The 26,685-nt window shown below is 61.0% G+C and carries 26 protein-coding genes; 15 read left to right on the top strand and 11 right to left on the bottom strand.

Translation table 11 applies throughout. The features are described from left to right. Nucleotides 1-128 precede the first annotated feature (128 nt). The 5 genes from AC1RP7_RS12055 to mnmH all read left to right on the top strand — a co-directional run bounded on the left by AC1RP7_RS12055 (nucleotide 129) and on the right by mnmH (nucleotide 4,484). The gene (locus AC1RP7_RS12055) at nucleotides 129-908 is read left to right on the top strand and encodes an AraC family transcriptional regulator (protein ID WP_057714009.1); all 780 of its coding nucleotides are present in this window, start codon (nucleotides 129-131) and stop codon (nucleotides 906-908) included. 105 nt (nucleotides 909-1,013) lie between these two features. Then, nucleotides 1,014-1,187 carry a DUF1427 family protein gene (locus tag AC1RP7_RS12060; protein WP_079246732.1) on the top strand — a complete coding sequence of 58 codons (174 nt, stop codon included), beginning with the start codon at nucleotides 1,014-1,016 and terminating at the stop codon, nucleotides 1,185-1,187. 27 nt (nucleotides 1,188-1,214) lie between these two features. Next, on the top strand, nucleotides 1,215-2,171 hold the full coding sequence (locus AC1RP7_RS12065) for a quinone oxidoreductase family protein (RefSeq protein ID WP_493180716.1): 957 nt from the start codon (nucleotides 1,215-1,217) through the stop codon (nucleotides 2,169-2,171). 175 nt (nucleotides 2,172-2,346) lie between these two features. Continuing rightward, nucleotides 2,347-3,381 (top strand): selenide, water dikinase SelD, encoded by a 1,035-nt coding sequence (selD, locus tag AC1RP7_RS12070; protein WP_057714011.1) that lies wholly within the window; start codon nucleotides 2,347-2,349, stop codon nucleotides 3,379-3,381. After that, nucleotides 3,381-4,484, top strand: coding sequence for a tRNA 2-selenouridine(34) synthase MnmH (gene mnmH, locus AC1RP7_RS12075; protein WP_057714012.1), 1,104 nt, complete (start codon nucleotides 3,381-3,383; stop codon nucleotides 4,482-4,484). Before selD ends, mnmH begins: the two co-directional genes overlap by 1 nt. Before the next feature lie 137 nt (nucleotides 4,485-4,621). Here the strand turns inward: mnmH and AC1RP7_RS12080 are convergent, their stop codons facing one another. Continuing rightward, nucleotides 4,622-5,293 (bottom strand): histidine phosphatase family protein, encoded by a 672-nt coding sequence (locus AC1RP7_RS12080; protein WP_218498114.1) that lies wholly within the window; start codon nucleotides 5,291-5,293, stop codon nucleotides 4,622-4,624. A gap of 367 nt (nucleotides 5,294-5,660) precedes the next feature. Here AC1RP7_RS12080 and AC1RP7_RS12085 point away from each other — a divergent pair, with 367 nt between their 5' ends. Together AC1RP7_RS12085 and hemB are read left to right on the top strand one after the other, a co-directional pair. Then, complete coding sequence (locus AC1RP7_RS12085; protein WP_223531756.1) at nucleotides 5,661-6,371, top strand: glutathione S-transferase family protein; 711 nt, start codon at nucleotides 5,661-5,663, stop codon at nucleotides 6,369-6,371. 152 nt (nucleotides 6,372-6,523) lie between these two features. Continuing rightward, entirely contained in the window at nucleotides 6,524-7,498 is a 975-nt protein-coding gene (hemB, locus tag AC1RP7_RS12090) for a porphobilinogen synthase (RefSeq protein WP_493180717.1), read from the top strand. Between the two features lie 136 nt (nucleotides 7,499-7,634). Here the strand turns inward: hemB and AC1RP7_RS12095 are convergent, their stop codons facing one another. Continuing rightward, nucleotides 7,635-9,170, bottom strand: a complete 1,536-nt coding sequence (locus AC1RP7_RS12095; RefSeq protein WP_090456803.1) for an FAD-dependent oxidoreductase — start codon at nucleotides 9,168-9,170, stop codon at nucleotides 7,635-7,637. A gap of 137 nt (nucleotides 9,171-9,307) precedes the next feature. On the opposite strand from AC1RP7_RS12095, the gene AC1RP7_RS12100 reads away from it, so the two are divergent. After that, nucleotides 9,308-10,399 (top strand): DUF1615 domain-containing protein, encoded by a 1,092-nt coding sequence (locus AC1RP7_RS12100; protein WP_218498117.1) that lies wholly within the window; start codon nucleotides 9,308-9,310, stop codon nucleotides 10,397-10,399. A 77-nt stretch (nucleotides 10,400-10,476) separates the two neighbouring features. Here the strand turns inward: AC1RP7_RS12100 and AC1RP7_RS12105 are convergent, their stop codons facing one another. Then, nucleotides 10,477-10,917, bottom strand: a complete 441-nt coding sequence (locus AC1RP7_RS12105) for a phage infection protein (protein ID WP_340315944.1) — start codon at nucleotides 10,915-10,917, stop codon at nucleotides 10,477-10,479. 261 nt (nucleotides 10,918-11,178) lie between these two features. On the opposite strand from AC1RP7_RS12105, the gene AC1RP7_RS12110 reads away from it, so the two are divergent. Further along, the gene (locus AC1RP7_RS12110; RefSeq protein ID WP_493180718.1) at nucleotides 11,179-11,802 is read left to right on the top strand and encodes a glutathione S-transferase family protein; all 624 of its coding nucleotides are present in this window, start codon (nucleotides 11,179-11,181) and stop codon (nucleotides 11,800-11,802) included. Nucleotides 11,803-11,937: 135 nt separating this feature from the next. On the opposite strand, the gene AC1RP7_RS12115 is transcribed toward AC1RP7_RS12110, so the two are convergent. Continuing rightward, complete coding sequence (locus tag AC1RP7_RS12115; RefSeq protein ID WP_007976812.1) at nucleotides 11,938-12,378, bottom strand: CBS domain-containing protein; 441 nt, start codon at nucleotides 12,376-12,378, stop codon at nucleotides 11,938-11,940. Nucleotides 12,379-12,708: 330 nt separating this feature from the next. On the opposite strand from AC1RP7_RS12115, the gene AC1RP7_RS12120 reads away from it, so the two are divergent. After that, nucleotides 12,709-15,069, top strand: coding sequence for a DNA polymerase II (locus tag AC1RP7_RS12120; protein WP_493180719.1), 2,361 nt, complete (start codon nucleotides 12,709-12,711; stop codon nucleotides 15,067-15,069). On the opposite strand, the gene AC1RP7_RS12125 is transcribed toward AC1RP7_RS12120, so the two are convergent. Beyond that, nucleotides 15,034-15,504 (bottom strand): DUF1810 domain-containing protein, encoded by a 471-nt coding sequence (locus AC1RP7_RS12125; protein ID WP_057714021.1) that lies wholly within the window; start codon nucleotides 15,502-15,504, stop codon nucleotides 15,034-15,036. The two genes, AC1RP7_RS12120 and AC1RP7_RS12125, sit on opposite strands and share 36 nt — an antisense overlap. Nucleotides 15,505-15,533: 29 nt before the next feature. Beyond that, the gene (locus tag AC1RP7_RS12130) at nucleotides 15,534-16,355 is read right to left on the bottom strand and encodes an aldo/keto reductase (protein ID WP_057714022.1); all 822 of its coding nucleotides are present in this window, start codon (nucleotides 16,353-16,355) and stop codon (nucleotides 15,534-15,536) included. Nucleotides 16,356-16,562: 207 nt separating this feature from the next. Here AC1RP7_RS12130 and AC1RP7_RS12135 point away from each other — a divergent pair, with 207 nt between their 5' ends. Both AC1RP7_RS12135 and AC1RP7_RS12140 read left to right on the top strand, forming a co-directional pair. Further along, nucleotides 16,563-17,312: a hypothetical protein gene (locus AC1RP7_RS12135; RefSeq protein WP_218498119.1), complete on the top strand. Its 750-nt coding sequence runs from the start codon at nucleotides 16,563-16,565 to the stop codon at nucleotides 17,310-17,312. Nucleotides 17,313-17,528: 216 nt separating this feature from the next. Further along, nucleotides 17,529-18,314, top strand: coding sequence for a sulfite exporter TauE/SafE family protein (locus AC1RP7_RS12140; RefSeq protein WP_090456794.1), 786 nt, complete (start codon nucleotides 17,529-17,531; stop codon nucleotides 18,312-18,314). A gap of 20 nt (nucleotides 18,315-18,334) precedes the next feature. Here the strand turns inward: AC1RP7_RS12140 and AC1RP7_RS12145 are convergent, their stop codons facing one another. Further along, entirely contained in the window at nucleotides 18,335-18,703 is a 369-nt protein-coding gene (locus AC1RP7_RS12145; RefSeq protein WP_057714024.1) for a VOC family protein, read from the bottom strand. A 180-nt stretch (nucleotides 18,704-18,883) separates the two neighbouring features. On the opposite strand from AC1RP7_RS12145, the gene AC1RP7_RS12150 reads away from it, so the two are divergent. Beyond that, a complete protein-coding gene (locus AC1RP7_RS12150; protein ID WP_493180720.1) occupies nucleotides 18,884-19,435 on the top strand; it encodes a DUF4174 domain-containing protein in 552 nt (183 codons plus the stop codon). Nucleotides 19,436-19,583: 148 nt separating this feature from the next. Here the strand turns inward: AC1RP7_RS12150 and ampC are convergent, their stop codons facing one another. From ampC to AC1RP7_RS12165, 3 genes are all read right to left on the bottom strand, one after another. Further along, entirely contained in the window at nucleotides 19,584-20,693 is a 1,110-nt protein-coding gene (gene ampC / locus AC1RP7_RS12155) for a class C beta-lactamase (protein ID WP_493181009.1), read from the bottom strand. Between the two features lie 160 nt (nucleotides 20,694-20,853). Then, complete coding sequence (gene gudD, locus AC1RP7_RS12160) at nucleotides 20,854-22,197, bottom strand: glucarate dehydratase (RefSeq protein WP_493180721.1); 1,344 nt, start codon at nucleotides 22,195-22,197, stop codon at nucleotides 20,854-20,856. A 24-nt stretch (nucleotides 22,198-22,221) separates the two neighbouring features. Beyond that, nucleotides 22,222-23,568: an MFS transporter gene (locus AC1RP7_RS12165; RefSeq protein ID WP_493180722.1), complete on the bottom strand. Its 1,347-nt coding sequence runs from the start codon at nucleotides 23,566-23,568 to the stop codon at nucleotides 22,222-22,224. A 278-nt stretch (nucleotides 23,569-23,846) separates the two neighbouring features. Here AC1RP7_RS12165 and AC1RP7_RS12170 point away from each other — a divergent pair, with 278 nt between their 5' ends. After that, nucleotides 23,847-24,557, top strand: coding sequence for a FadR/GntR family transcriptional regulator (locus tag AC1RP7_RS12170; protein WP_407515713.1), 711 nt, complete (start codon nucleotides 23,847-23,849; stop codon nucleotides 24,555-24,557). A 132-nt stretch (nucleotides 24,558-24,689) separates the two neighbouring features. Here the strand turns inward: AC1RP7_RS12170 and AC1RP7_RS12175 are convergent, their stop codons facing one another. Beyond that, entirely contained in the window at nucleotides 24,690-25,601 is a 912-nt protein-coding gene (locus tag AC1RP7_RS12175; RefSeq protein WP_493180723.1) for a DMT family transporter, read from the bottom strand. A 96-nt stretch (nucleotides 25,602-25,697) separates the two neighbouring features. Here AC1RP7_RS12175 and AC1RP7_RS12180 point away from each other — a divergent pair, with 96 nt between their 5' ends. Next, entirely contained in the window at nucleotides 25,698-26,561 is an 864-nt protein-coding gene (locus tag AC1RP7_RS12180) for a LysR family transcriptional regulator (protein WP_150814226.1), read from the top strand. Nucleotides 26,562-26,685: the final 124 nt, after the last annotated feature.

A 26,685-nucleotide genomic window follows, 5' to 3' on the forward strand; every position in this document is an offset into this window, starting at 1 on the left:
CTGTTGTACATAAAAGGATCGCGCGCCATCAGAAAAATTCACTCGGATTGTCAGATACCGGCGGTTGCTGGCGACACGTTCGGCGCCTCGTTACCATGAAGCCTTCCCGTACCCAATGAACATAGACCATGGCCCTCGCCGCACCACCTGACCTGAGTGACACCGATGTGCCTGTGCAACCGCTGGCCCGCACCTATCCGCGCGGGTTGTACATCGAGCCCCATGAGCACGTCTGGGGCCAGTTGCTGTATGCGATGAGCGGGGTGATGTGGGTCGAGACGCCGCATGAGGCGCTGGTGGTGCCTCCGCAACGGGCGGTGTGGTTGCCGCCCGGCGTGCCGCATGGCATCCGTGTGGTATCGGACCTGCAAATGCGCAATATCTACCTGCGGCCGTCCCTGGCGGCGACCCTGGATGACAGCGTTCAGGTGATCGAGGTCGGCGGTTTGCTGCGCGAGCTGATCGTCGGGCTGGTGGAGCAGGGTAACGACGGGGCGCCCGAGTATTACGACGCGCTGGTGGGCCTGGCGCTGCTGGAACTCAAGCGGGCCAGGCGTTCGCTGCTGAAAATTCCGCTGCCGGACGATTCCGACCGACGGCTGATGAACCTGTGTCAGGCGGTCATGGCCGCGCCATCACTGGACATTCCTTTCGAACAACATGCGGATAATGCCGGAGCCAGCGTGCGCACCCTCGCGCGGCTGTTCAAGGACGGTTTGGGCATGGGCTTCGCCGAGTGGCGGCGTCAGGTGCAATTGGCGACGGCGGTGGCCGAGCTGATCCAGGGCGTACCGGTCAGCGCGATTGCCCGGGAGCTGGGATATTCGCCGAGCAGCTTCAGCGACATGTTTCGTCGTGAGCTGGGCGTTGCCCCTTCGCAGTTTCCTGCGGCGCAACGCCAGGACTGATTTCGTCGAAGCCAGGTTTTGGCCGAAATTCAGAAGCACTTGACCGATGATCAAAGGCGTCGCCCCCTAGACTTGGCGCATACCTCAATTGCCCCGGAGTCTGCCATGAACTACCTCGTGTCATTGGCCATCGGTCTGGGCGTCGGTCTGCTCTACGGCGCCCTGGATTTTCGTTCCCCCGCACCCCCGGCCATCGCCCTGGTGGGCCTGCTCGGCATGCTCGCCGGCGAAAAACTCTGGCCGATGGGGCGGGGGCTGGTGGCTGGCTGGATCTCCTGAACCCTTTTCGACTCGATGGATACGCCCATGAAAGCTCTGCAATTCGATAAAACCGGTGATCTCTCGGCCCTGCGCTACGTTGAGGTGCCTACCCCCGTTCCCGGCGCCGATGAAGTGCTGGTCGAGATCAAGGCCGCTGGCCTCAACCCCAGCGATGTGAAGAACGTGCTGGGCCGTTTTCCCTACACCACCTTGCCGCGGATTCCCGGTCGTGACTTTGCCGGTGTTGTCGTGGCCGGCCCGCAGGCGATGATCGGTCAGGAAGTCTGGGGTACGGGCAAGGAACTGGGCTTTTTCGCCGACGGTTCCCACGCGCAGTTCGTCAAGCTGCCGGCCAACGGCGTGGCGCTCAAACCTACGCATCTGAGCTTTGCCCAGGCCGCCAGCCTCGGCGTGCCGTACACCACGGCGTGGGATGCGCTGGAGCGCAGCCTGGTGACGGCCGAAACCCGATTGCTGGTCATCGGTGGCGGGGCAGTCGGCAGTGCCGCGCTGGCCTTGGCCAAGGTGCGCGGTGCCCGGGTATTGGCGGCCGCGCGGCGTCCGGAGCAGGTCAAGGATTTGCAGGACCAGGGCTACCAGACCCTGCAATTGGATAAACCCGAAGACCTGGGCGCACAGGTCAACGCGGTGTATGCCGGCGGTGCCGACGTGATTTTCGACACCACCGGTTTCTGGCTGCCGGCCTCGGTAGCGGCCCTGGCCACGTTCGGCCGCATCGCGATCATCGCGGCACCCGTGGACGGTCACGTGCAGTTGCCGGCCCTGGCGTTGTATCGCAAGGGTGGCTCGGTTGTGGGGATCAACTCGTTGCTGTACGGGGTGCAGGCGTGTGCGGCGATGCTCGAACAGTTCGGCCGGTTCTTCGATCAAGACCTGTTGCCGTTGCCCCAGGGCTTGTTCGAGTCGCCATTGGCCGAAGGCCTGGAGCGTTATGCCGAGGTGAATCAGGGCAGTGGTGACAAAGTGATTTTGCTGCCGTAACCGCAATCAATGTGGGAGCGAGCCTGCTCGCGAAGGCGATGGCACATCCAGCATGGATGTGCCTGACACACCGCTTTCGCGAGCAAGCCCGCTCCCACAAAGCCCGAGGCTGTGCAACGCCTTGCGCATGCCTCGCTCTGCTAGAATCGGCCCATTGACCCAATGAGGTACCCCTATGAGCGAGCCGATTCGCCTGACTCAGTACAGCCACGGCGCTGGATGCGGTTGCAAGATTTCTCCCCAGGTGCTGGAAGTGATCCTGGCCGGTAGTGGGGCGCAGAACCTCGACCCGAAACTTTGGGTCGGCAATGCCTCGCGCGATGATGCGGCGGTGTATGCAATCGATGATGAACGCGGCGTGGTCTCGACCACCGACTTTTTCATGCCGATCGTCGACGATCCCTTCGATTTCGGTCGAATTGCCGCCACCAATGCCATCAGCGACATCTATGCGATGGGCGGCGATCCGTTGATGGCGATTGCGATTCTGGGCTGGCCGGTGAACGTGCTGGCCCCGGAAGTTGCCCGGGAAGTGATACGCGGCGGTCGTTCGGTGTGTGACGCGGCGGGCATCCCGTTGGCAGGTGGGCACTCTATCGACGCGCCAGAACCGATCTTTGGCCTGGCCGTCACCGGTCTGGTGGAAAAGCGCCACATGAAGCGCAACGACACCGCCACGGCCGGTTGCCTGCTCTACCTCACCAAGCCCCTGGGGATCGGCATCCTTACCACGGCCGAGAAAAAGGGCAAATTGCGCAACGCCGACATCGGCCTGGCCCGGGACTGGATGTGCACCCTGAACAAACCCGGCAGCCGTTTCGGCAAGCTCGACGGTGTGACCGCGATGACTGACGTCACCGGTTTCGGCCTGCTCGGGCACCTGGTGGAAATGGCCGACGGCAGCCAGCTCACGGCGCGCATTGAATATGACCGCGTACCGCGCCTGCCGGGGGTGGAGTATTACCTGGAACAAGGCTGCGTACCGGGCGGGACTCTGCGTAATTTCGACAGCTACGCCAGCAAGCTCGGACGCCTTCAGGAGCTGCACAAACGTGTGCTTTGCGACCCGCAGACCAGCGGTGGCCTGCTGATTGCCGTGACGCCTCAAGGCAACGAGCAATTCCTCTCGGTGGCCGCCGAACTGGGCCTGAGCCTGGAACCGATCGGTGAACTGGTCGAGCGACAGAGCAACGCAGTCGAGGTGTTTTGATGTTCGTCGACTGCACTGATTACCGCGACATCTTCCTCAACGACCGTCCCATGATGGACGCCCGCGCGCCGGTCGAATTCAACAAGGGTGCGTTTCCCGGCGTGATCAACCTGCCGTTGATGAATGACCATGAACGCCAGCGGGTCGGTACCTGCTACAAGCAGCACGGCCAGCAAGCGGCCATCGTGCTGGGGCATCAACTGGTGTCGGGCGCGGTCAAGGCCGAACGCATCCAGGCCTGGGCCGATTTTGCCCGGGCGCATCCGGATGGCCTGCTGTATTGCTTTCGCGGCGGCCTGCGCTCGCAGATTGTCCAGCAATGGCTCAAGGACGAGGCCGGCATCGACTATCCACGGGTGGGCGGTGGCTACAAGGCTATGCGAACCTTCCTGCTGGACACCCTCGATCAAGCCGTGACCCAGTGCAATTTCGTCTTGCTGGGCGGGATGACCGGCACGGGCAAAACCGAGGTGCTCACGCAACTCGACAATGCCGTGGACCTTGAAGGTCATGCCAACCATCGCGGCTCCAGTTTCGGCAAGCGCGCCACGGGCCAACCCTCGAATATCGACTTCGAAAACCGCTTGGCCGTAGACGTACTGAAAAAACGCGCCCGGGGCATCGAGCAGTTCGTACTGGAAGACGAAAGCCGTGCGGTGGGCAGTTGTGCCTTGCCGTTGCCGCTTTACCAGGGCATGCAGCAGTTTCCGATGGTGTGGCTTGAAGACAGCCTGGAAGGGCGGGTCGAGCGGATCCTGCGCGATTACGTGGTGGATCTGTGCGCCGAATTCATCGACGTGCATGGCGAGGAGGGCTTTGCGCTGTTTTCCGAACGCTTGCTGGCAAGCCTGAACAATGTGCAGAAGCGCCTGGGTGGCGAACGTCATCGGCGCATGCTGGTTTTGATGGAGGATGCGCTGGCCGAGCAGGCCCGCAGTGGCGCGGTGGATCTGCACCGGGGCTGGATCGAAGGCCTGCTGTGCGAGTATTACGATCCGATGTATGCGTTTCAGCGGGAGAAGAAAGACGCGCGGATCGAGTTTGTCGGGGAGCGGGGGGCGGTTCTCGAGTATCTGCGTGAGCGAGTGAATCAACGAAAGTGATGTAGGTTTAACTGGCCCTATCGCGAGCAAGCTCGCTCCCACAGGGTTCAGTAGTGCTCATGCCTTCGTGATCACACTGCAAATCCAATGTGGGAGCGAGCTTGCTCGCGATGAGGCCGGATCAGGCATTACAGGTTTCAGGTCGGACAGGTTTCGGCACCATTATCCAGGCCTTGCTTGTACACATGGCTCTGCAAGCTGGCCTTGCCGTTGTGCCAGGTCAGGGTGAGTACATACAGCGAGTCGTAGTCGCTGGACTCCCAGTCATCCGTGATGGTCATTTTCTTGCCGGTGGCGTCGCCGGCTACCTTGTTGATCAGCTCCGGCAGATAGCCGTGGGACCAGGCGGTGTAGATGACCGCATTGTGGTACTTGTCGTGAAGCAGTTCATCGGCCAGGTCACTGGTGTCATTGGCGGAAAAGTTGATGTTCACCGGCAGGCCAAGCTTGATGGCGCTGGGGCTGATGGTCATCAGTGGGCGGATGTAGCTGTAGGAATTGTCGAACTCGCCTTCCTCGACGTTCCGCGTCGGGTTCGCCGCAAACACATAGTTGGCCTTGCCGAACTTCTCCGGCAGCAGCGTGGCCAGGTCGATGGCGCGGTTCAGTCCCTGGCAATTGAGCTGGCCCAGGCCTCCGGCGGGTTTTTCCCCGTGGCGCAGGAAGACCAGCGTCTGGGTGCCATCCATCGGTTGGGCGCGACTCAGGCCGGACTCCAGCGTCAGGCACACCGCGCTAACCACCAATAAGGCGGGCAACAAAAGGTAAGCGCGATGTTTGAAGCGTTTGGCAAAATTAAACAGATTCATGTGTAAAGGGTCTTCAGCGCAATTCGGTTAAGGCTGACAAACCTCTACACCACGATTGTCCTGCGTCGGGTGTTTTCCATGTCATTGAAGCCGGTCCGCCATCAAAGAGGTGGTTCTCAGAGTCCCCTGAGCCCGTTTGGTTCGATTCCGGCCGAGTGGGCGGCAATGTACCGGTAACCTTCACGGGTTTGCAGCGAAGGTTATCGACAGGATGTTGCACAATTGTGGACACGCTACACCGGATGGCGTTGAAACCGTCGTGATTTCTTTTGATCTCGCCTATCAGCGAGATCGATGGCTTCAAGGGATCGCTGAGCCGATATCTACATTATGATCGTCACTCTCAATGTCTTCCTGGATCGTGCCCATGACCGATTTGTCCGCATTCCCCATCACCCGCAAATGGCCTGCCCAGTATCCGGAGTGGATTCAGCTGTACTCCTTGCCGACCCCCAACGGCGTCAAGGTCTCGATCATGCTCGAAGAGATCGGCCTGCCGTATGAACCTCACCGGGTAGGCTTCGACACCAACGACCAGATGTCCCCGGAATTTCTTTCCCTGAATCCCAACAACAAGATTCCGGCGATCCTCGACCCCCACGGTCCGGACGACCGGCCGCTGGCGCTGTTCGAGTCGGGCGCGATTTTGATCTATCTGGCCGACAAGAGCGGGCAACTGCTGGCCCAGGAGTCGGCACCGCGCTACGAAACGATTCAGTGGCTGATGTTCCAGATGGGCGGTATTGGTCCGATGTTCGGCCAGCTCGGGTTTTTCAACAAATTCGCCGGCAAGGACTACGAAGACAAGCGTCCCCGTGACCGCTACGTCGAGGAAAGCAGGCGCCTGCTCAAGGTGCTGGACGATCGTCTGCAGGGGCGCGATTGGATCATGGGCGAGCGCTACACCATCGCGGACATCGCCATTTTCCCGTGGGTGCGCAACCTGATCGGCTTCTATGAAGCCGGCGATCTGGTGGGCATCCAGAACTTCCCTAACGTCACGCGGGTGCTGGAACGCTTCCTGGCGCGACCGGCGGTGGTGCGCGGGCTGGAAATCCCGAAACCAATCTCGAATTAAACCTCTTGCCTGTAGGAGTGAGCTTGCTCGCGAAAAACGTAAGGGCAACGCGAACATTCAGACAATGCGCGTTATCGTTTACGACCATCGTCGGAGCGCCGCCCGGAGCAAGCTCGCTCCTACATCTCGTCCTCTGAAATTCAGGAAAACCCATGTCCAGTCAGTTCCCCGAAGCACGCCCACGCCGTCTGCGCCGCAATGCGAGCCTGCGCAGCCTGTTCCAGGAGACCGAGTTCAGCCTGAACGACCTGGTACTACCGATTTTCGTCGAAGAAGAAATCGACGACTTCGTGCCGATCAACAGCATGCCCGGCGTGATGCGCATTCCCGAGTCGAAGCTGGCCGGCGAGATCGAGCGCTACGCCCGTGCCGGGATCAAGTCAGTGATGACCTTCGGCGTCTCCCACCACCTGGACAGCAGCGGCAGCGACACCTGGCGCGAGGACGGCCTGGTTTCGCGCATGTCGCGCATCGCCAAGGACGCTGTGCCGGAAATGATCGTAATGTCCGACACCTGCTTTTGCGAGTACACCGACCACGGCCATTGCGGCGTGCTGCACAACCATGAAGTCGACAACGACCAGACCCTGATCAACCTCGGCAGGCAAGCCGTCGCGGCGGCCCGGGCCGGTGCCGACGTGATCGCACCCTCGGCGGCCATGGACGGGCAAGTCCAGGCGATTCGCCGGGTGCTCGATGACGCCGGGTTTACCCAGACGGCGATCATGGCCTATTCGACCAAATTTGCTTCGGCGCTCTATGGCCCGTTCCGCGAGGCCGGCGGCAGTGCGCTCAAGGGCGACCGTAAAAGCTACCAGATGAACCCGATGAACCGTCGCGAAGCGATACGCGAATCGTTGCTCGACGAACAGGAAGGCGCCGATGCGCTGATGGTCAAACCGGCCGGTGCATATCTGGACATCATCCGCGACATCCGCGAAGCCTCGCGCCTGCCGCTGTCGGCCTATCAGGTGAGCGGTGAGTACGCGATGATCAAGTTTGCCGCCCAGGCCGGGGCCATCGATGAAGACCGTGTGGTGCGCGAGAGCCTGGGGGCGATCAAACGCGCCGGGGCAGACCTGATCTTTACGTACTTTGCGATGGACCTGGCGCTGGCGGGGATCTAGGCACCAGCGCATATCCCCCTGTAGGAGCGAGCTTGCTCGCGATGGTCGTTAACGATGACGCGTGTTTACTGACTAAACGCGGCGCCCTTGAGTCCATCGCGAGCAGGCTCGCTCCTACAGGGGGGATGTGGTGTTCTCAGGGAGCGCCAAAAAACGGCCGGATCCCGTGATCACGGAAATACCGTTCGATCACTTTCGGGTCCGCGCAAGTTTCGGCAATCGCCACATAGGTGTCGGGCCGCAACAGATAAAAGCCGTTGCGCCCCAGGCCCGCGGCTTCGAACGCCGGTCGCCAGTCGAACACATGCAGTGGCAAATGGTGCTCGTGGCACCAGGCGATCATCTCGTCGCTGGTGTCGCCATAGACATGTACCTGCCAGGTCAGGCACTTGAGCGACTCAAAATTATCCCCCTCGCCGTCATGGGCCCAGGGCAGGCGATCGCCACCATGCACGTGCCCGGCAACGCCCGTGCTCAGCGGCATTCCACGATAATTCAGAGTGATCTGCGACACCGTGCGAAACATGAATTCGCGAGAGGTTTCGAACGAGGTTATTTTCGGTATCAAGAACGGGGCCAGGCGTGTACGCAGCAAGTCGGCAATTCGCCCATCGGCGGTGACGAAGTTAAATACCCGGTCGGTGGTGGCCACCAGTTTGCGGGCAAACGCGATGCGCTCGGTTTCATAGGTGTCGAGCAGTCTGGCCTCTGCGCCGCCGCTCAACACGGCCGCCAGTTTCCAGGCCAGGTTGATGGCATCGCCAATCCCGGTGTTCATGCCTTGGCCGCCGGCCGGGCTGTGCACGTGGGCGGCATCCCCCAGTAAAAACGCCCGGTCTTTGCGGAAGTGATCCGCCACCCGATGATGTACGCGATAGGTCGAAAACCAGTTCAGTTGCTCGATCTTCACCTTCATGTGCTCGATGGCCCTGCTGCTGACATCCTCGAAGCGCAGGGTCTCGGCGTGTTCGGCGCGTTCGTCGCGTACCGTGCCGATCAAGCGCGCGCGACCACTGCCGGCCAGCGGGAACACGGCGAGGAAGTCTGCCTCGTCGAGGTCCACATGCAGTTCGCCGTTGAATGTCGGGCCGCTGCCCTGTACGTCGGCGACGTAGAAAATCTGCTGGTAAGTCCCGCCGGGAAACCCGGTCTCCAGGGTTTTGCGCACAATCGACCGGGCACCATCGCATCCGGCCAGGTAACAGGCCTGGCAGATTTCCTGCTGACCGTCGGGTAAGTGCAGCGTGGCCGTGATGCCGTCTGCGGTTTGCTCGAAGTCCGCCAGTTCGGTGTTGCGTTCCACTGTGATACCGAAAGCGTTCAGGCGCTCGATCAGCAGCCGTTCGTGTTCGTCCTGGGGGAAAATCTCGAGAAACGAGTAGGGCGTCAGGCCTTCACCGATCTGAGACAGGGGCAGGCGCGCCACGGGCTCACCCTTTACCCAGAAATTGCCGGCCGTTACTTGATGTCCGTTTTGCACCACGGCGTCGTCCAGTCCGAGCTGGCGATACAACTCCAGCGTCCGTGCCTGGACGGCCAGCGCCCGGGACGTGGTGCCGGGGGCGGAGGTTTTGTCGACGATCCGCACGCGCACGCCGAGTTTGCTCAACCACAACGCCAGGACCAGCCCGGTGGGGCCGGCACCGATGATCAACACGTCGCTGCGGTGCATGAACCTGTCCTCCTCGCTGTGTGAATCAAGTATGGTCCAGTCGGGGAGGGCGGCAACCGTCGGACTGCCACGGACGTAGCCGCAGACCTGCCATTGGTCGTATGGTTGGCCCGGACCAACGGATTAGATGGAACGACATGCAAATCAGATTGATCACAAGCGTCGCCGTGTTGCTGGTATTGGCCGGTTGCGGCAGCCAACGGACCCAGGAGCCGGTGGCGCGCAGCCCGGCCGAAGTGAAAGCCGAGATTGTGCGTTTGCTGCCGGCCAAGGCTGCCGATCGCCAGGGTTGGGCCACCGACATCCAGGTGGCGTTTACCGCGCAAGACATCTCGCCGACCACGCAAAACCTGTGCTCGGTGCTGGCGGTGACTGAACAGGAATCGACCTTTCAGGTCGATCCGAGCGTACCGGGCCTGGGCAAGATCGCCCGCGACGAGATCGACCGTCGTGCCGCCAAGGCACATATTCCCGGCCTGTTGGTGAGCGGTGCGTTAATGCTCGACTCGCCCAACGGCAAAAGCTACAGCAGCCGCCTGAATGCCGCGCGCAGTGAAAAGGAACTGAGCGCTGTTTTCGATGACTTCATCGGCATGGTGCCGATGGGCAAGACCCTGTTCGGCGGCTTCAACCCGGTGCATACCGGCGGGCCGATGCAGGTCAGCATTGATTTTGCCGAACAGCAGGCCAAGGGCTATCCATACCCGGTGAAGGGCTCGATTCGTCGTGAAGTGTTCACCCGGCGCGGCGGCATGTATTTCGGCATTGCGCATCTGCTCGGGTATCCAGTGAGCTACCCACAGCCGTTGTACCGCTTTGCGGACTTCAACGCGGGTTGGTACGCCAGCCGTAACGCCGCGTTCCAGAACGCGGTGAGCCGGGCTTCCGGTATCTCGTTGGCGCTGGATGGCGACCTGGTGCGCTACGGTTCGATCATGCCCGGCACCACGGAACTGGCCGTGCGTACCCTCGGCAAGCAACTGGACATGCGCAATCCGACGATCCGGGCACAACTGGAAGAGGGGAACACCCTGGCGTTCGAAGACAGCAAACTCTATCGGCGGGTTTTCGAACTGGCCGAACGGGCCGAGGGCCGGCCGTTACCCCGTCAAGTGTTGCCCGGGATCGTGCTGCAAAGCCCGAAAATCACCCGCAAACTCACCACCGCGTGGTTCGCCAAGCGAGTCGATGAACGCTACCAGCGCTGCATGGCGCGGGCAGGGCAGTAATCGCGGCGCAAAAAAAGCATAAAAAACCCGGCGGGTGAGGCCGGGTTTTCATTGAGTCCTGCGGTCAGGCACTGCATTCAGACAGCGCGGCTTTCGATCAAACGATCCGAACCACCTTCGGCGACACGGTTTTGCAAGAGCTTGTCGGAGCCACCTTCGGCGACGCGGTTTTGCAGGAGCTTGTCGGAACCACCTTCAGCGACGCGGTTTTGCAGGAGCTTGTCGGAACCACCTTCAGCGACGCGGTTTTGCAGGAGCTTGTCGGAACCGCCTTCAGCGACGCGGTTTTGCAGGAGCTTGTCGGAACCGCCTTCAGCGACGCGGTTTTGCAGGAGCTTGTCGGAGCCACCTTCTGCGACGCGGTTTTCGATCAGGCGATCCGAACCACCCTCGGCCACACGGCTTTCAATCAGACGATCCGAGCCGCCTTCAGCGACTACAGGTTGAGCAGAGTTTGCGGCGAAAGCGTTAACTGCGAAAACCGAGAAAGCGATGCTGAGGAGGGTTTGGCGTTTCATGATGGTGTGCTCCGGGGTGCTTATGGGTTGGTATGGAGCAGATGTTACGCCGGGGAATTTTTAAGAGAACTTCATTGAGGTGATGGTGAACATCGACGGCAATGATAGGAGCGACGCCACACCCCAAGTGAACGTGATGGTGCGATCGTCGGATGGTCGTGGTGTGGCGGGTGGTGGCTTCTACACTGGTTAGCTGGCGCGTTCCTCTGCCGCGACGCTTGATGCGGCACTGCAGAGGTTACGGTATGCAAGGAGACGTTTATGTACCAGCTCTATGGCCATCAGAACTCCGGGGCGGCGGCCATCGAAGCCGCCCTTGAGCTCTGTGATGTTCCTTATCGCTTCATCGATGTCGAGACGTCCGCGGAGGCGGCCCGGGCGCTGGAGAAGCTCAACCCGCTCAAACAGATTCCGACCTTGCAGCTACCCGATGGCGCTGTCCTGACCGAGAGCGCGGCGATCCTGATCCACCTCGGGCTCACCTTTCCCGCATCGGGATTGTTGCCGCAGGATCCGGCCGAGCGGGACCAGGCCATTCGCGGCATGGCGTACATCGTCAGCAATTGCTATGCGGCCATCGGCATCATCGATTACCCCGAACGCTGGCTGGCCGAGGCGGATGAGTTGTCCAGGCAGAACCTCATGGAGGGCGCCCGCCGGCGCCTGCACTGGAGTTGGGAGGTGTTTGCCGATCAGTTTTCGGGTGAGTTGTATCTGGGCAGCGAAAAACCAGGAGGCCTGGATGTGCTGGCGGCGGTGATCTCGCGATGGGCGGGCAGCCGGGAACATTTGCGCAACGCCCGGCCGGGGTTTTTCGCCTGGCTGGAACGCATCGACCGCCACCCGGCACTGGCACCGGTGTTCGCCCGGCATTGGCCGGCTTGAAAACACCACTTACCCTGTGGGAGCGAGCTTGCTCGCGATGACGGCCTGACATTCAACATAGATGTCGACCGATATGGCCCCATCGCGAGCAAGCTCGCTCCCACAGGTTTTTGGGGTGAATGTTTTGTCTGGGTCTCACTCCCCGCGAATGTACTGTTCCAGCTGGCGAATCAGTTCAGCCTGTTCGGCAATGGCTTCCTTGACCAGGTCACCGATCGACAGCAGGCCGATCAATTTGCCGCCTTCGACCACCGGCAAGTGACGCAGGCGTCTATCGGACATGATGCCCAGGCAGGTATCCACGGTTTGATGGGTGTCGACGGTAATCACCGGTGACACCATGATGTCGCGCACCGGCGTGCCCACCGAAGAGCGGCCGTGCAACACCAGTTTGCGCGCGTAATCCCGTTCGCTGATGATGCCCAGCACTTCATCATTTTCCACCACCAGCAAGGCGCCGACGTTTTTCTCGGCCATCTTCATCAGCGCCTCGAGCACCATGTGGTCGGGTTTGATCTGGTGCACTTCCTGATTCTTCTGATCTTTGAGCTTGAGCAGTTGGGCGACGGTTTTCATGGTGGTTACTCGGGTGTTGTCGTTGTTCTTGAAGAATCGTAGACGCAAGCGTTCAGGGCAAGGGCGAAAGCGGCAGATAACACGCAAAAAACGTCATTTGGCGGTTTTTCTTTGGTAAACCCCACATTCCGGCTAACGAACCACCTGTGGGAGCGAACTTGCTCGCGATAGCGGTGGGCCAGTCAACACCAACGCTGAATGTAATGCCGCCATCGCGAGCAAGCTCGCTCCCACAGGATCGGTGTCTGCCTGACAGGTCTGCGGCAAACGCGCTATCGCAACTGATGACGGGTAGAATCACCCTCTGAATCAGTTTCGAGGTTTGCAGTGGTGGATCTACAGCAGGGCTTCGTCCTGACCCGGCATTGGCGCGACACCCCGACCGGTACGGAAGTCGAATTCTGGCTGGCGACCGACAGCGGTCCCCGGCGTATCCGCCTGCCTCATCAACCGTCGGTGGCGTTCATCCCGGCTGCGCACCGTCAGCCCGCCGAAAGTGTTTTGCATGACGAGAAAAACGTCGAGCTCAAGCCCCTGGCCCTGCAGGATTTCGAACATCGCCCGGTCCTCGGTCTCTATTGCCAGCAACATGGCCAGTTGATGCGCCTGGAAACCGCGCTGCGCCGGGCCGGTGTCGAGGTGTTCGAAGCCGACGTGCGCCCGCCGGAACGCTACATGATGGAACGCTTCATCACCGCGCCGGTGCGTTTCAGTGGTACGCCGAATGCCGAGGGCCTGCTGCTCGACGCGCAGATGAAACCCGACCCCGATTACCGGCCGAGCCTGAAACTGGTGTCCCTGGACATCGAGACCACGGCCCAGGGCGAGTTGTACTCCATCGCCCTGGAAGGCTGCGGCGAGCGCCAGGTGTACATGCTCGGTCCGCCTAATGGCGATGCCAGCCAGGTGGATTTCCAGCTCGAATACTGCGATTCGCGCACCCTGTTGCTGAAAAAGCTCAACGACTGGTTTGCCCGGTTCGACCCCGACGCGATCATCGGCTGGAACGTCGTGCAGTTCGACTTGCGGGTGCTCCACGAACACGCCCGGCGCCTGGCGGTGCCGTTGAAACTGGGGCGTGGCGGCGAGGAAATGCAGTGGCGCGAACACGGCAGCGGTAATCACTACTTCGCATCTGCGGCTGGCCGCCTGATCATCGACGGTATCGAGGCCCTGCGTTCGGCGACCTGGAGTTTCCCCTCGTTCAGCCTGGAAAACGTCGCGCAAACCTTGCTCGGCGAGGGCAAGTCCATCGACAACCCGTACCAGCGCATGGACGAAATCAATCGCATGTTCGCCGAGGACAAACCGGCGCTGGCCAAATACAACCTCAAGGACTGCGAACTGGTCACGCGGATTTTTGCCAGGACCGAGTTGCTCACCTTCCTGCTGGAGCGAGCCAGCGTCACCGGTTTGCCGGCCGATCGCATGGGCGGTTCGGTGGCGGCGTTCACGCACCTGTACATGCCGCTGATGCACCGTCAGGGTTTCGTGGCGCCGAACCTCGGTGGCAAGCCACCCGAAGCCAGCCCCGGCGGTTTTGTCATGGATTCGCAGCCGGGACTGTACGAATCGGTGCTGGTGCTCGACTACAAAAGCCTCTACCCGTCGATCATCCGTACCTTCCTGATTGACCCCGTGGGACTGATTGAAGGGCTCAAGCACCCGGACGACAGCGAGTCGGTGCCGGGTTTTCGTGGCGCGCGCTTTTCCCGCACCCGGCATTGCCTGCCGTCCATCGTCGCCCGGGTGGCCGAAGGCCGGGAAACCGCCAAGCGCGAACACAACGCGCCGCTGTCCCAGGCGCTGAAAATCATCATGAACGCGTTCTACGGTGTGCTCGGCTCCAGCGGTTGTCGTTTCTTCGACACGCGCCTGGCGTCGTCCATCACCTTGCGCGGGCACGAGATCATGCTGCGCACCCGCCAGTTGATCGAAGCCCAGGGGCATGCGGTGATTTACGGCGACACCGACTCGACGTTCGTCTGGCTGCGTCGCGCCCATGGCCAGCAGGAGGCGGCGCAGATCGGCCACGCGCTTGTGGCGCACGTCAATCAGTGGTGGCGCGAGCACGTGCAGCAGGAATACGGCCTGCAGAGCGTTCTCGAACTGCAGTTCGAAACCCACTACAAGCGCTTTTTGATGCCGACCATTCGCGGCGCCGAGGAAGGCAGTAAAAAGCGCTATGCCGGGCTGGTCACCCGGGAGGACGGCAGCGACGAAATGGTCTACAAAGGCCTGGAAACCGTGCGCACCGACTGGTCGCTGCTGGCCCGGCAGTTCCAGCAGGAGCTGTATTCGCGGATCTTCCTGCGCAAGCCCTACCAGGATTATGTGCGTGACTACGTGCGCAAGACCCTGGCCGGTGAATTCGATGACCGGCTGATCTACCGCAAACGCCTGCGCCGCACCCTCGATGACTATCAGCGCAACGTACCGCCCCATGTGCGCGCGGCGCGCCTGGCCGACGAGTACAACGACCGGCAGGGGCGCCCGCGGCAGTATCAGAACGGCGGCTGGATCAGCTACGTGATCACCGTCGCCGGCCCCGAACCGCTGGAAGTGCGCAGCGCGCCCATCGATTACGACCACTACATCACCCGGCAACTGCAACCGGTGGCGGACGCGATACTGCCGTTTGTCGACGACGACTTCTCAACCCTGATTGGGGGGCAACTGGGCCTGTTTTGAGTCCATCAGCGACAGGGTCCAGTCATCCAGGATGCCGTGGAAGTACTGGTTCAAGGCTTGCTGGAAAAGGTTGTCGGCATCGGCGACCTGGGCAAACAGGGTCATCGAGGAATGAAACTTCAGGTCATCGGGATGACCGAAAATCCCCGCTACCGAGCGCTCCCGGACGTTCAGCACTTCCTGGGTGCAGGTACGCAGCCGGGCGCCCAGCAACGGATGCTCAAGGTAGGCCAGGGCTTCCTCCCGCGAGCGGATGGCAAAGCGGCGCGACATCTCGCTATCGCCGAGCCCGGCAAACTGCGGAAAAATGAACCACATCCAGTGACTGCGCTTGTGTCCGTTGTTCAGCTCGTTTTGAACCCGGTCGAATACCGGGTCCTGAGCCTGGAGAAAACGTTGCAGATTGAATGGGTCCAGGTGGTCGGTGCTTCTCATGGCGAAGCTCTCTGACAGGCTGCGGTGGTTCAGACCATGGCCAGCCGCTGTTTGCGTTGTGGCGCGTGAAACGCTTGGTCCAGCGCCTCCAGATCCCCGGGCTCAAGCTGCAACGTGGCGGCCTGGGCGTTGAGGCGTACATGTTCGAGTCGGACCGCCTTGGGGATGGCGATCACTCCTTCCTGACGCAGTATCCAGGCCAGTGCCACCTGAGCCGGTGCGACGCCGTGACGGGCAGCTACCTGCTTGAGCGCGACGTCCAAGAGCATTTTACCGCCTTGGCCAATCGGGCAGTAAGCCATGACCGGCAACCGCCGTTGTTGGCTCCAGGGCAGCAAATCAAATTCTATGCCCCGTTGCTCCAGGTTGTAGAGCACCTGATTGGTGGCACAGGCCGGGGCGTCCAGTTCCAGCAGGTCGTCGAGGTCGAAGTTGGACACGCCCCAACGGCCAATCTTGCCGGCTTCGCGCAAGCGCTCGAAGGCGTCGACGGTTTCTTCCAGAGGATACTGACCGCGCCAATGCAGCAGATACAGGTCGATGTAATCGGTGCCAAGCCTGCGCAAGCTTCGCTCGCAAGCCTGGGGAATGCCCTGGCGACTGGCGTTGTGCGGGTACACCTTGCTGACCAGAAAGACGTTGTCGCGCTGGCCGGCAATAGCATCGCGCACCACTTCCTCGGCACCGCCTTCGGCGTACATTTCCGCAGTGTCGATCAGGGTCATGCCCAGCTCGATACCCAGGCGCAGTGCCGCGACTTCTTCCGTGTGCCGTGAACGGTCTTCGCCCATCTGCCAGGTCCCCTGGCCGATGACCGGGACCCTGGTGCCAGCCAGTTCAAGCGTGCGCATGCAAACCTCCTTTATGAATGCCGATGGTTATTTCAGTGGGCACCAGAATAGTCCATCGGTTCCGCCGCAGGCTGCGAACTCTTGAGCTGCACCTTGCCGGTGATCGATTGCTCTGTGCCGATACTGCACTTTTTCGAAATGTCCGGCTCTATCCATGGCAGCCTGCGGCGATCCCCTCCGCCGGCCCATGCCCAAGTCCAAGAACCCATGGCTCGAGTTTCACCCACGATCATCACTAAAATCCGCCGTCATTGCCTGCTGCTTGCAGGTTTGTCGATGCTCTACGTCACCGGTTGCAGCCAGCAGCAGGGCGGCGACATCATCAACCAGATGCGCGAAGGCAAACCCCAGGAGTTCCTGCAGACCAGCGTCGACCGCATGGCCACCCTGACCATGCGCGACAACCTCAACAGCCTTTACCTGCTGATGAGCAAGCTCTATCTGCGTAACCCCGACGAGCTGAAAAAATCCGGTTTCCTCGATGCCCGCACCGCCGGCAAGCAAGTGCGCATGGCCATTGAGCTGCAGCAACCATTGCCGACCCTGGGCGGCAAAAAGGACCTCGCGGCCCTGCGTTTTGCCATGAGTCCGGAGTTTCTGGGCGACCGGGTCGGGGCGTTCATCTATGCCATCGGCAGCATGCTGGTGACCGCCCATGGCAATCGCCTCGAGTTCTACATGACCGACACGATCAACCCGGTATTTGTCAGCAATGCCGCGCGCAATATCGAAATCGCCACCTGGATCCTCAGCCAGCGACAGAACAAAGAGGGCCAGCCCTTGCTGTTCTCCAACGAAATATCGGAGGAGGGCAGCAACCTGAGCTTTGCCGTCGAGTTCGGCAAGATCGTCGCCCGGCTGGACCTGCTGACCCGGATGCTCGACGAACGCTACCGGCGCATCGGCGTGAACTATGCCCAGAGCCTGCTGTTCCTGAATTTCCTGCCGGTGCAGTGAATCTGGCACGCAACCCTGTGGGAGCGAGCTTGCTCGCGATGACTGAGTGTCAGTCGCCATGATGCCAACTGATACACCGCCATCGCGAGCAAGTTCGCTCCCACAGGGTGACATGGTGCTTCCGGCATAAAGATAGATCGCATCGATATAACTGGTTATAAGAAATATCGCTATGCTGCGGGCCAGATTTCCCCTGCGATCTTTGTGGAAGTATTCATGGATTTAGTGAACATCGGGTTGGTCGTTGCCGGGCTGGTTGTCGGCTTCATCGTCGGCATGACTGGCGTAGGTGGCGGGTCGCTCATGACCCCGATCCTGCTTGGGTTCGGCATCAACCCGGCGACGGCGGTCGGTACCGACCTGCTGTACGCCGCCATCACCAAGTCCAGCGGCGTACTGGTCCACCGCAAGAACAACAACATCGACTGGGCGATCACCGGCTGGCTGACCTTGGGCAGCGTGCCCGCGGTGGCGATGACGCTGTGGTTCCTCAGTACCCTGCACAGCGCCCCCGAGTCGATGAACGCGATCATCAAGCAGGCCCTCGGGTTCGTGTTGTTCGCCACGGCTCTGGCGATCCTGTTCAAGAAGCGCCTGCTCGACTTCGCCCACAAACGTGCGGGTGGCAACTACAACCCCAGCGGATTGCGCTTGAACGTGATGACGGTCATCACCGGGCTGGTCCTTGGCGCCATGGTCGCGCTGACGTCCATCGGTGCCGGTGCACTGGGCACCGTGGCACTGTTCATTCTCTATCCGATGCTGCCGACCCGCCGCCTGGTGGGGACTGAAATCGCCCACGCCGTGCCGCTGACCCTGGTCGCGGGCCTTGGCCACGCCAGCATGGGCAACATGGATTGGCACGTCCTGGGTTATTTGCTGGTGGGCTCGTTGCCGGGGATTTACCTGGGCAGCCACCTGACCGGGCGCATCTCCGACGAATTGCTGCGTCCTTGCCTGGCGACCATGCTGTTGCTGATCGGCTACAAACTGGCGTTCTGAATCAAGCCGCCGCGCCAGCTTCATTCGCGGGTGAATATTTCCAGCAGATGCCCGTCCGGGTCATCGAAATACACCCGCCGTCCTCCCGCGTAATCATTGATCTCCCTCAGTCGCTGCTTGCCCGGGTCGGCCCACCATGGCTGACCGTTGGCCTGCAGGCGTGCGAAGGCTGCATCGAAATCCTCATCGCCAATCAGGAATGCGTAGTGCTGAGACGCAATCGGCGGCTCGTTGTCGTAGAAATCCAGTGATACGCCGTTATCCAGTTTGACGATCAGCATGGGGCCGAAGGGCTCGGGGGCAGGCAGGCCAAGGAGGCCAGTCAGGAAATTCGCCGAAACCTGCTTGTCCCGGCACCAGACGATGGTGTGATTCAACTGAGTACTCATGGGCAAGTTCTCACAAGGGATCAGGCTGGTTGCCATGAGTCTTCAGATTAGCCCAGTCTGTTGCGCAATGACCGCCCTGACCTAAGCTTGGGGCAAGGCGAACAATATTTGCGGTATGTCACCCGGAACGATCGCCGCGATGCGCAATCATTAGAGCGTGAATATCAAAAGGAGATGCGCATGCTCATCAGGTCACTGACTCTGGCTACTTTGCTGGCGATTGCCGGCACCTCGTTCGCCGCCGATGGCGACTCACCGCTGGACATGGACAAGGGCAGGGCCCGGCCACTGATCGTCATCGCTCCGAGCACGGTTGATCCGAGCTGGGTCAGCCTGAAAAAGTCGCTGGATGAGCCGGCCAACCGCAAGGGCTTCACCGACCGCAACATGGTGCTCTACACCGTACTCAACCTGATGGGCCAACGCGACGGCAAGGACCTCGGGCCGCAGGACACGGCGGCGCTGATCCGCTCGCTCAAGCTGGGGGCCGGCGCCAAGACCAAGGTGATTCTGGTGGGCAAGGACGGCGAAAAGAAACTTGAACAATCGGACGCCATCAAGCTGGAAGATGTTTTCAGCGCTGTCGATCAGCTGCCGGCGGCCGAGAAAGAATTTACCGCGACCGTGGCCGCTCCCGTCACTGAAGCCGAGCCGGCGGCAAAAGGCGCCAAAGGTACAAAACCTGGCAAACCGGCTAAACCCGCCAAGCCGCCTGAAATGCCGGATGATTGATCCTCTATCTGGCGACAATGGCAGGCTTTGCTGCGGGAGCGAGCTTGCTCGCGATAGCGTCGTAACAGTCGATACAAATGTTGAATGTCAGACCTCCATCCTCGGAGCGCCGCCCGGAGCAAGCTCGCTCCCACAGATGGATCAGCAACTATCGGGCAAGGGCACTCAGTATCTGATGGGCGATCCTGACCCGCTGCGCATTGGGATAATTCTTGTTGGCCAGCATCACGATGCCGATGTCCTTCGAAGGCACGTACGCCACATAAGCACCAAAGCCACCGGTTGAACCTGTCTTGTTGATCAGCACGTTTTCCGGCTGCGCCTGCGGCGGGTTCAGCCACTGGACTTCATGGGCTTGCATGGCCATTGGCGTGGAGTTGCCGTCCAGCAAGCGATCCAGTGTGATCGGGTATCGATACATCTCCCAGCCCAGGCCCTGGGTCAAATCGCCTACGGTGTAGTAGCCGCTGTGAGTCAAGGCGATGGCTTGCTGCAACGGCTTTTCCAGGGACGCCGGTTTCATGTTCGCGCCGACATAGCTCAGCAAGTCTGCGGCGCTGGTCTTCACCCCATACGCCTCGGAATCCAGCGCGCCCGGACCCACCCGTACCGGTTTGCCGTCCTTGTTGTAGCCTTGGGCGTAGAGCGCCATCTGATCCTGCGGCACATGCACATAGGTGTGCTGCAAGCCGAGTTTTGGCAGCAGGGTCTTCTCCATCAGGTCATCAAACGGCTGGCCCATGCTGTGGGCGGCGAGGTAGCCGAACAGGCCCAGGCTGGGGTTCGAATACAGTCGGTGGCTGCCGGGGGCGTAGAGCGGTTTCCATTGTTTGTAGTAGCCGAGCATTTTGTCGGCCGAATCAGATTCAGCAGGAAATTGCAGGGGTAAACCGCCAGCGCTGTAGGTGCCCAGTTGCAGCACACTGATGTGGTCGAAAGCACTGCCGCGCAAGGCCGGCAGGACCTGGCTGGCCTTGTCGGTCAGGGACAGCTTGCCAGTGGCTTGGGCGTAGGCGGCGAGGGTGGCGGTGAAGGTTTTGCTGACTGAGCCGATTTCGAACAGGGTGTCCTGTGTGACGGGATTGCCGGTTTCTATCGAGGCGACGCCATAGTTGAAGTAATGCGCCTGGCCGTTGACGGTGACCGCCACGGCCATGCCGTGGATACCCTCGGCTTGCATTACCGGTTGTACAGCGGCGTTCACCACTGTCTCGACTTGATCCTGTGCAACGCACTGGCCCGCGGCGAATATCGCCATGCCAGCGGCGATGGTTTTCAGCCTGTCCATATTGGTTTCATCCGTCGTTGATTCAGTTGCGCGTCATTTTAGGGGCTCAAGCGCCATGCTCCGAGCGCTTTTTATAATCGGCCGCCATCAGGCGGCCACACGCAACCCTTGATTCAACGCGCTTGGCGATTCAACGCACCAGGCAAGGCCGCTTGTTGTCGAACTTCCAGCCGGGAATCAGGAACTGCATCGCCACGCTGTCATCCCGCGCCCCCAGGCCCATGCCTTTGTACAGCTCGTGAGCCTTGGCGACCTGATCCATATCCAGCTCGACCCCCAGCCCCGGTTTCTGCGGCACCTGCACGCAGCCGTCGACGATTTGCAGCGGGGCCTTGGTCAGGCGCTGGCCATCCTGCCAGATCCAGTGGGTGTCGATGGCGGTGATCTCGCCCGGCGCCGCTGCCGCGACATGGGTGAACATCGCCAGGGAAATGTCGAAGTGGTTGTTAGAGTGCGAACCCCAGGTCAGGCCCCATTCGTGGCACATCTGCGCCACGCGCACCGAACCCTGCATCGTCCAGAAGTGCGGGTCGGCCAGGGGAATATCGACCGACTGCAACTGGATCGCATGGCCCATCTCCCGCCAATCGGTGGCGATCATGTTGGTCGCGGTTTTCAAACCCGTGGCGCGACGGAATTCGGCCATGACTTCTCGCCCCGAGTAACCGTTTTCTGCCCCGCACGGGTCTTCGGCGTAGGCCAGCACGCGGTGCTGATCGCGGCACAGGCGGATGGCTTCTTTCAGTGACCAGGCGCCATTCGGGTCGAGGGTGATGCGCGCATCGGGGAAGCGTTCGGCGAGGGCCGTGACCGCTTCGATTTCGGCGTCGCCGCTGAGCACGCCGCCCTTGAGCTTGAAGTCCTTGAAGCCATAACGCGCGTGAGCCGCCTCGGCCAGGCGGACCACCGCATCGGCGGTCATGGCTTTCTCGTGCCGCACGCGGAACCAGTCGTTGTCGGCGTCCGGTTCGCAGCGGTAGGCGAGGTCGGTTTCGTTGCGATCACCGACGTAAAACAGATAGCCGAGCATCTTCACTTCATCGCGCTGCTGGCCTTCGCCGAGCAGGGCGGCCACCGGTACGTCCAGGTGCTGACCGAGCAAATCGAGCAATGCGGCTTCCAGGCCGGTGACGGCGTGAATGGTGATGCGCAGATCGAAGGTCTGCAAACCGCGGCCACCGGCATCGCGGTCGGCGAAGGTCTGGCGTACCTGATTAAGGATTTTCTGATAAGTGCCAATCGGGCTGCCGACCACCAGGCTGCGCGCGTCTTCGAGGGTCTGGCGAATGCGCTCGCCCCCCGGCACTTCGCCAACGCCGGTGTGGCCGGCGTTGTCCTTGAGGATCACGATGTTGCGGGTGAAAAACGGGCCGTGGGCGCCGCTCAGGTTGAGCAGCATGCCATCGTGGCCGGCGACGGGAACCACTTGCATGCTGGTGATGACCGGGGCTTTTGCGGTGTCTTGTGGGTTCATTTTCCAATCCTTAAAAAGCAGAATTCAGGCGTGGTCGGGAGCGGGTTTGCCCAGCGCCACGGCAGGTGCGGGTTTTGGTGTGTTGCGGGCAGCAAACACGATGAGGGCGGCGATGATCGAAGTCGCGGCCAGGCCGTACAGCCCGCCCTGAATGGAACCGGTGCGTTCTTCCAGCAGGCCGAAAGTGGTCGGCGCAACGAAGCCGCCGAGGTTGCCCACCGAGTTGATCAACGCGATGACGCCAGCGGCAATGCGCGCATCCAGATAGGCCTGGGGAATCGGCCAGAACAGCGACGAGGCGGATTTGAAGCCCAGTGCTGCAAAGCAGATGGCGACAAAGGCGAAGACCGGCCCGCCGGTGGTGGACATGAACATCCCGGCCGCGGCGATCAGCAGGGCAGTGGCGACCCAGGCTTGCTGGTGTTTCCATTTGGCCGACAAGGAAGCGAAGGCGTACATGCCGACAATCGACAGCAACCACGGAATCGAGTTGAACAGCCCGACCTGGACATCGCTCAGATCGCCCATCTTCTTGATGATGCTCGGCAGCCAGAAGGTCGCGGCGTAGATGGTCAGCTGGATAAAGAAGTAGATCAGGCAGAACAGGATGATCTGGCGATCCTTGAGCAGTTTGCCCAGCGACGGCTTGATGGGCGTGGCGGCTTCCCGGGCCAGTTGTTCATCGTCGATGGCCTTGACCAGTGCGTCCTGCTCTTCGCGGCTCAGCCATTTGGCGTCGTGGGGCCTGGAGTCCAGCCAGAACCAGACGAACACGCACAATCCCACCGAAAACATGCCCTCGATGAAGTACATCCACTGCCAGCCGTGCAGGCCCAGCCCTTCGATTTGCAGGAGCAAACCGGACAGGGGGCCTGAGATCAGCGACGCGACCGCCGAGCCACTGAGGAAGATGGCAATCGCCTTGCCTCGCTCCACGCCGGGCAACCAGCGGGTGAAGTAGTAGATCACCCCGGGAAAGAACCCGGCTTCGGCCACGCCCAGCAGAAAACGCAGGATGTAGAAGTGGGTTTCGTTCTGGATGAACGCCATGCCTGCGGCGACCAGACCCCAGGTCAGCATGATCCGGGTCAGCCAGATGCGTGCGCCGACTTTCTGCAGAAGGATGTTGGAGGGCACCTCGAACAGTGCATAACCGATGAAGAACAGACCGGCACCCAGGCCGTAGGCGGCCGCGCCAATGCCCAGGTCGTGCTCCATGTGGGAGCGGACGAAACCGATGTTCACGCGATCAATGTAATTGACGATGAACATGATGACGAACAGCGGCAAGACGTGTCTTTTGACTTTGGCGATGGCGGACTTCAGCGCTGAACTGGCGTCGTCGTGCATCCCGGAGATGGATGTATTCACTGCGTTTTCTCCCACTCGTTATTTTTATGCGGGGTGAAGCTGGGTGCTGCGTTGTTGCTAGACATCATACAACTAGGTTTTTTGAAGTTGCAACCATGCTTGTCCAATGAAATGGCGACAATTCAGAGGTTTTTAATTCTGTTGGTGGTGTTGAGTGGCCTTTTAAGCGATTAAATATGGGCTTTTGTTGAGTGTTGTCATACAAGTTGAGCGAGATTTTTCGGAATTCCCGTCCGGCGCGGTGCTACGATTCGATAGCCCTGATTTCGGACACGCCCATGCAAGAAGACCTCGAAGCACCTGCCCGCAAGCGCAGCCACAACCTGGCCCATGATCTGGTGGAGAAACTGACCCAGCGCATCCTGCTCGGCCAGATGTTGCCCGGCGACAAGCTGCCGTCGGAAAACACCATCGTTCAGGAGCACGGGGTCAGTCGCACGGTGGTGCGCGAGGCGATCTCGAAGTTGCAGGCCTCGGGGCTGGTGGAAACCCGGCATGGGATTGGCACGTTTGTGATCGAGCGCGCTCCGGAGCAGGGGCTGCGGCTGAATGTCGATACGGCGTTGGGGGTGCGCAGTATTCTGGAGTTGCGCATGGGTCTGGAAACCCAGGCGGCGGCGCTGGCGGCAACTCGCCGCACCGATCTGCAACTGGCGCAGATGCGTGAAGCGCTGGACGACTATCAAAACCTGCTGGCCAACAACGACAGCTGTGTCGAGGCGGACCGGCGTTTTCATCTGCTGATCGCCGAAGCCACCGGTAACGTCTGCTTCACTGAAATCATGCAGCACCTGGGCAGTGCGATGATCCCGCGCACCCGTGTCAATGCAGCCGAGCGTGGTGCGGTGGACTTGAGCAAGCTCGGTCAGTTGGCCAACCTGGAGCACGAGGCGATTCTCAACGCCATCAAACGCCAGGACCCGGACGCGGCGCGGGCGGCGATGTGGCTGCACCTGAGCAACAGTCGCGACCGGTTTTCGCCCAGCTGATGGTCAGTGATACCGCGTCATCGTTCATCGCGGGCAAGCCACGCTCCCACACCGATTGTGTGAGCACCGCATTTCCCCTGTGGGAGCGAGCTTGCTCGCGATAGCGCCAGACCTGACAGCGAAAAACCTGAGTCAGACCCTGACAGTTTGAACAACCACAACCCGCCGCTCCAGATTCAACGCCAGCACACTTGCCAACACCACCAGCCCGCCGACCACGATCATCAATGTCGGCCGCTCACCCAGCGCATAGGACGCAATCACCATCGCCGTCGGCGGCGTCAAATACAGCGTCATCGTCGCCCGGCTCAAATCGACATGCGCCAGCACATAAGCCCAGGCCAGGTACGCCAGGGCACTGGGGAATATCCCCAGGGCAATCACCGCAAACTGCACGCGCAGCGGCGCCTGGGCGACTTGATCCGCCAGACCGGGCAAGTAGACCAGCAACAGCACCGTCCCGGACCACACCGTGTAACACACCAGCGTCAGCCCGTCGTATCGCCCGGTGTGATGCTTTTGCAGGGCAAAGTAGAGACTCCAGGACACCGCCGCCAGCAGGATCAACAAGCCGTGGGCATCAATACTGCCCAAGCCATGATCGCCTGCTACCACAATCATCACGCCAAACAACCCGAGCAGCACACAACCCCAGCGCCACAGGCTCACCTGATCCTTGAACACGAAGCGCGCGATCAGCGTGCTGAACAGCGGCGTGGTCTGGGCCAGGACGCTCGAAGCGCCGGCGCTGACACCCTGTTGTCCGAAGTTGATCGCCACGTGGTGCAGGCTCACGGCAAAGAAGCCCAGGCCGAACATCAGGGGCAGATCCCGCAGGCTCGGCAGGCGAATGCCCTTGAACATCGCGACCACGGCCATGAACACAGAGGCGAGCAGGAAGCGCAGGAGCGCCAGGTGCACCGGGTCATAGGCCTGCAAGCCGATATGGATGCCGGTCGGGGAGTAGCCCCAGCACGCCACGACAAACGCCATGGCCAGAATGATTTTCCAGGGTGAAACGGGGGAGGGTGTGAGCGGCGTCATGGTCGTGCACCTGTGGGTGGATGCACCGAGTATCAGAAAGCGGATCGTTCGCCACAACTGACTTATAATGCGCTAATCGTTCACTGTGGGTGATGTATGGAGCTGGCTCAGATTCGCATGTTCAAGACCGTGGCCGATGTCGGCAGCATCGCCCGCGCGGCCGAGCTGTTGCATTGCGTGCCGTCGAACATCACGGCCCGGATCAAGGCCCTGGAGGCCGAACTGGGTGTCGCGCTGTTTCTGCGTGAGGGTCGAGGGCTGCGCATCAGCCCGTCGGGGCAAACCTTCCTGGCCTATGCCTCGAAAATTCTTGCCCTCACCGCCGAGGCCAAGCGCGCGGTCGATCCTTCGGCCGAACCCTCGGGGCCGTTGCGCATCGGAGCCATCGAGTCGTCGGCCACCGGGCGATTGCCGCGCCTGCTGGCGAAATTCCACAAGCGTTTCCCGCAGGTGGCGCTGGAGCTGACCACCGGCTCCTGGGGGCAGTTGCTCGACGACACACTGAACCACAAGCTCGACGGCGCCATCGTGGCGGTGGATGTCGAGCGTTCGCACCTCAAGCGCACGCCGATGTACCGAGAAGAGCTGCTGCTGATCGCCTCTACCTCCCTGGGGCCGCTGCGGGACATCAGTGATTTGCAGGACCAGACCGTGTTCATGTGGCCCCAGGGCTGTCCGTACCGGGCGGCGCTGGAGCATTGGTTGTTGCGCAAGGGGCAGGCGCTGCCGATTGTCAGCCTGGCCAGTTATGGCGCGATTGTCGGTTGCGTCAGCGCCGGGGCCGGCGTGGCGCTGGTGCCTAAGGGGATCTTTGACCAATACGCCAAAGGTGCAGGGTGCGCAGGGTTTGAGTTCCCCGAGCTGACCGCCGTCGATAACCTGTTTTACTGGCACGAAAACGCCGGGGTGCACCCGGCGCGTGAGGCGTTTGTGGCGATGCTCCGCGAGGAATTTGCGTAATCATTGATCGCTGTAGAAATGGGGTAAGGCAGCGTTTGTGGCGAGGGGGCTTGCCCCCGATCGGCGGCGAAGCCGTCGTAATCCCGACGAAAGTACTTGTACAGAAAAACCGCGTCTTCTGGAT

The organism is Pseudomonas sp. GW822-FHT01E03 (genome assembly GCF_058802985.1).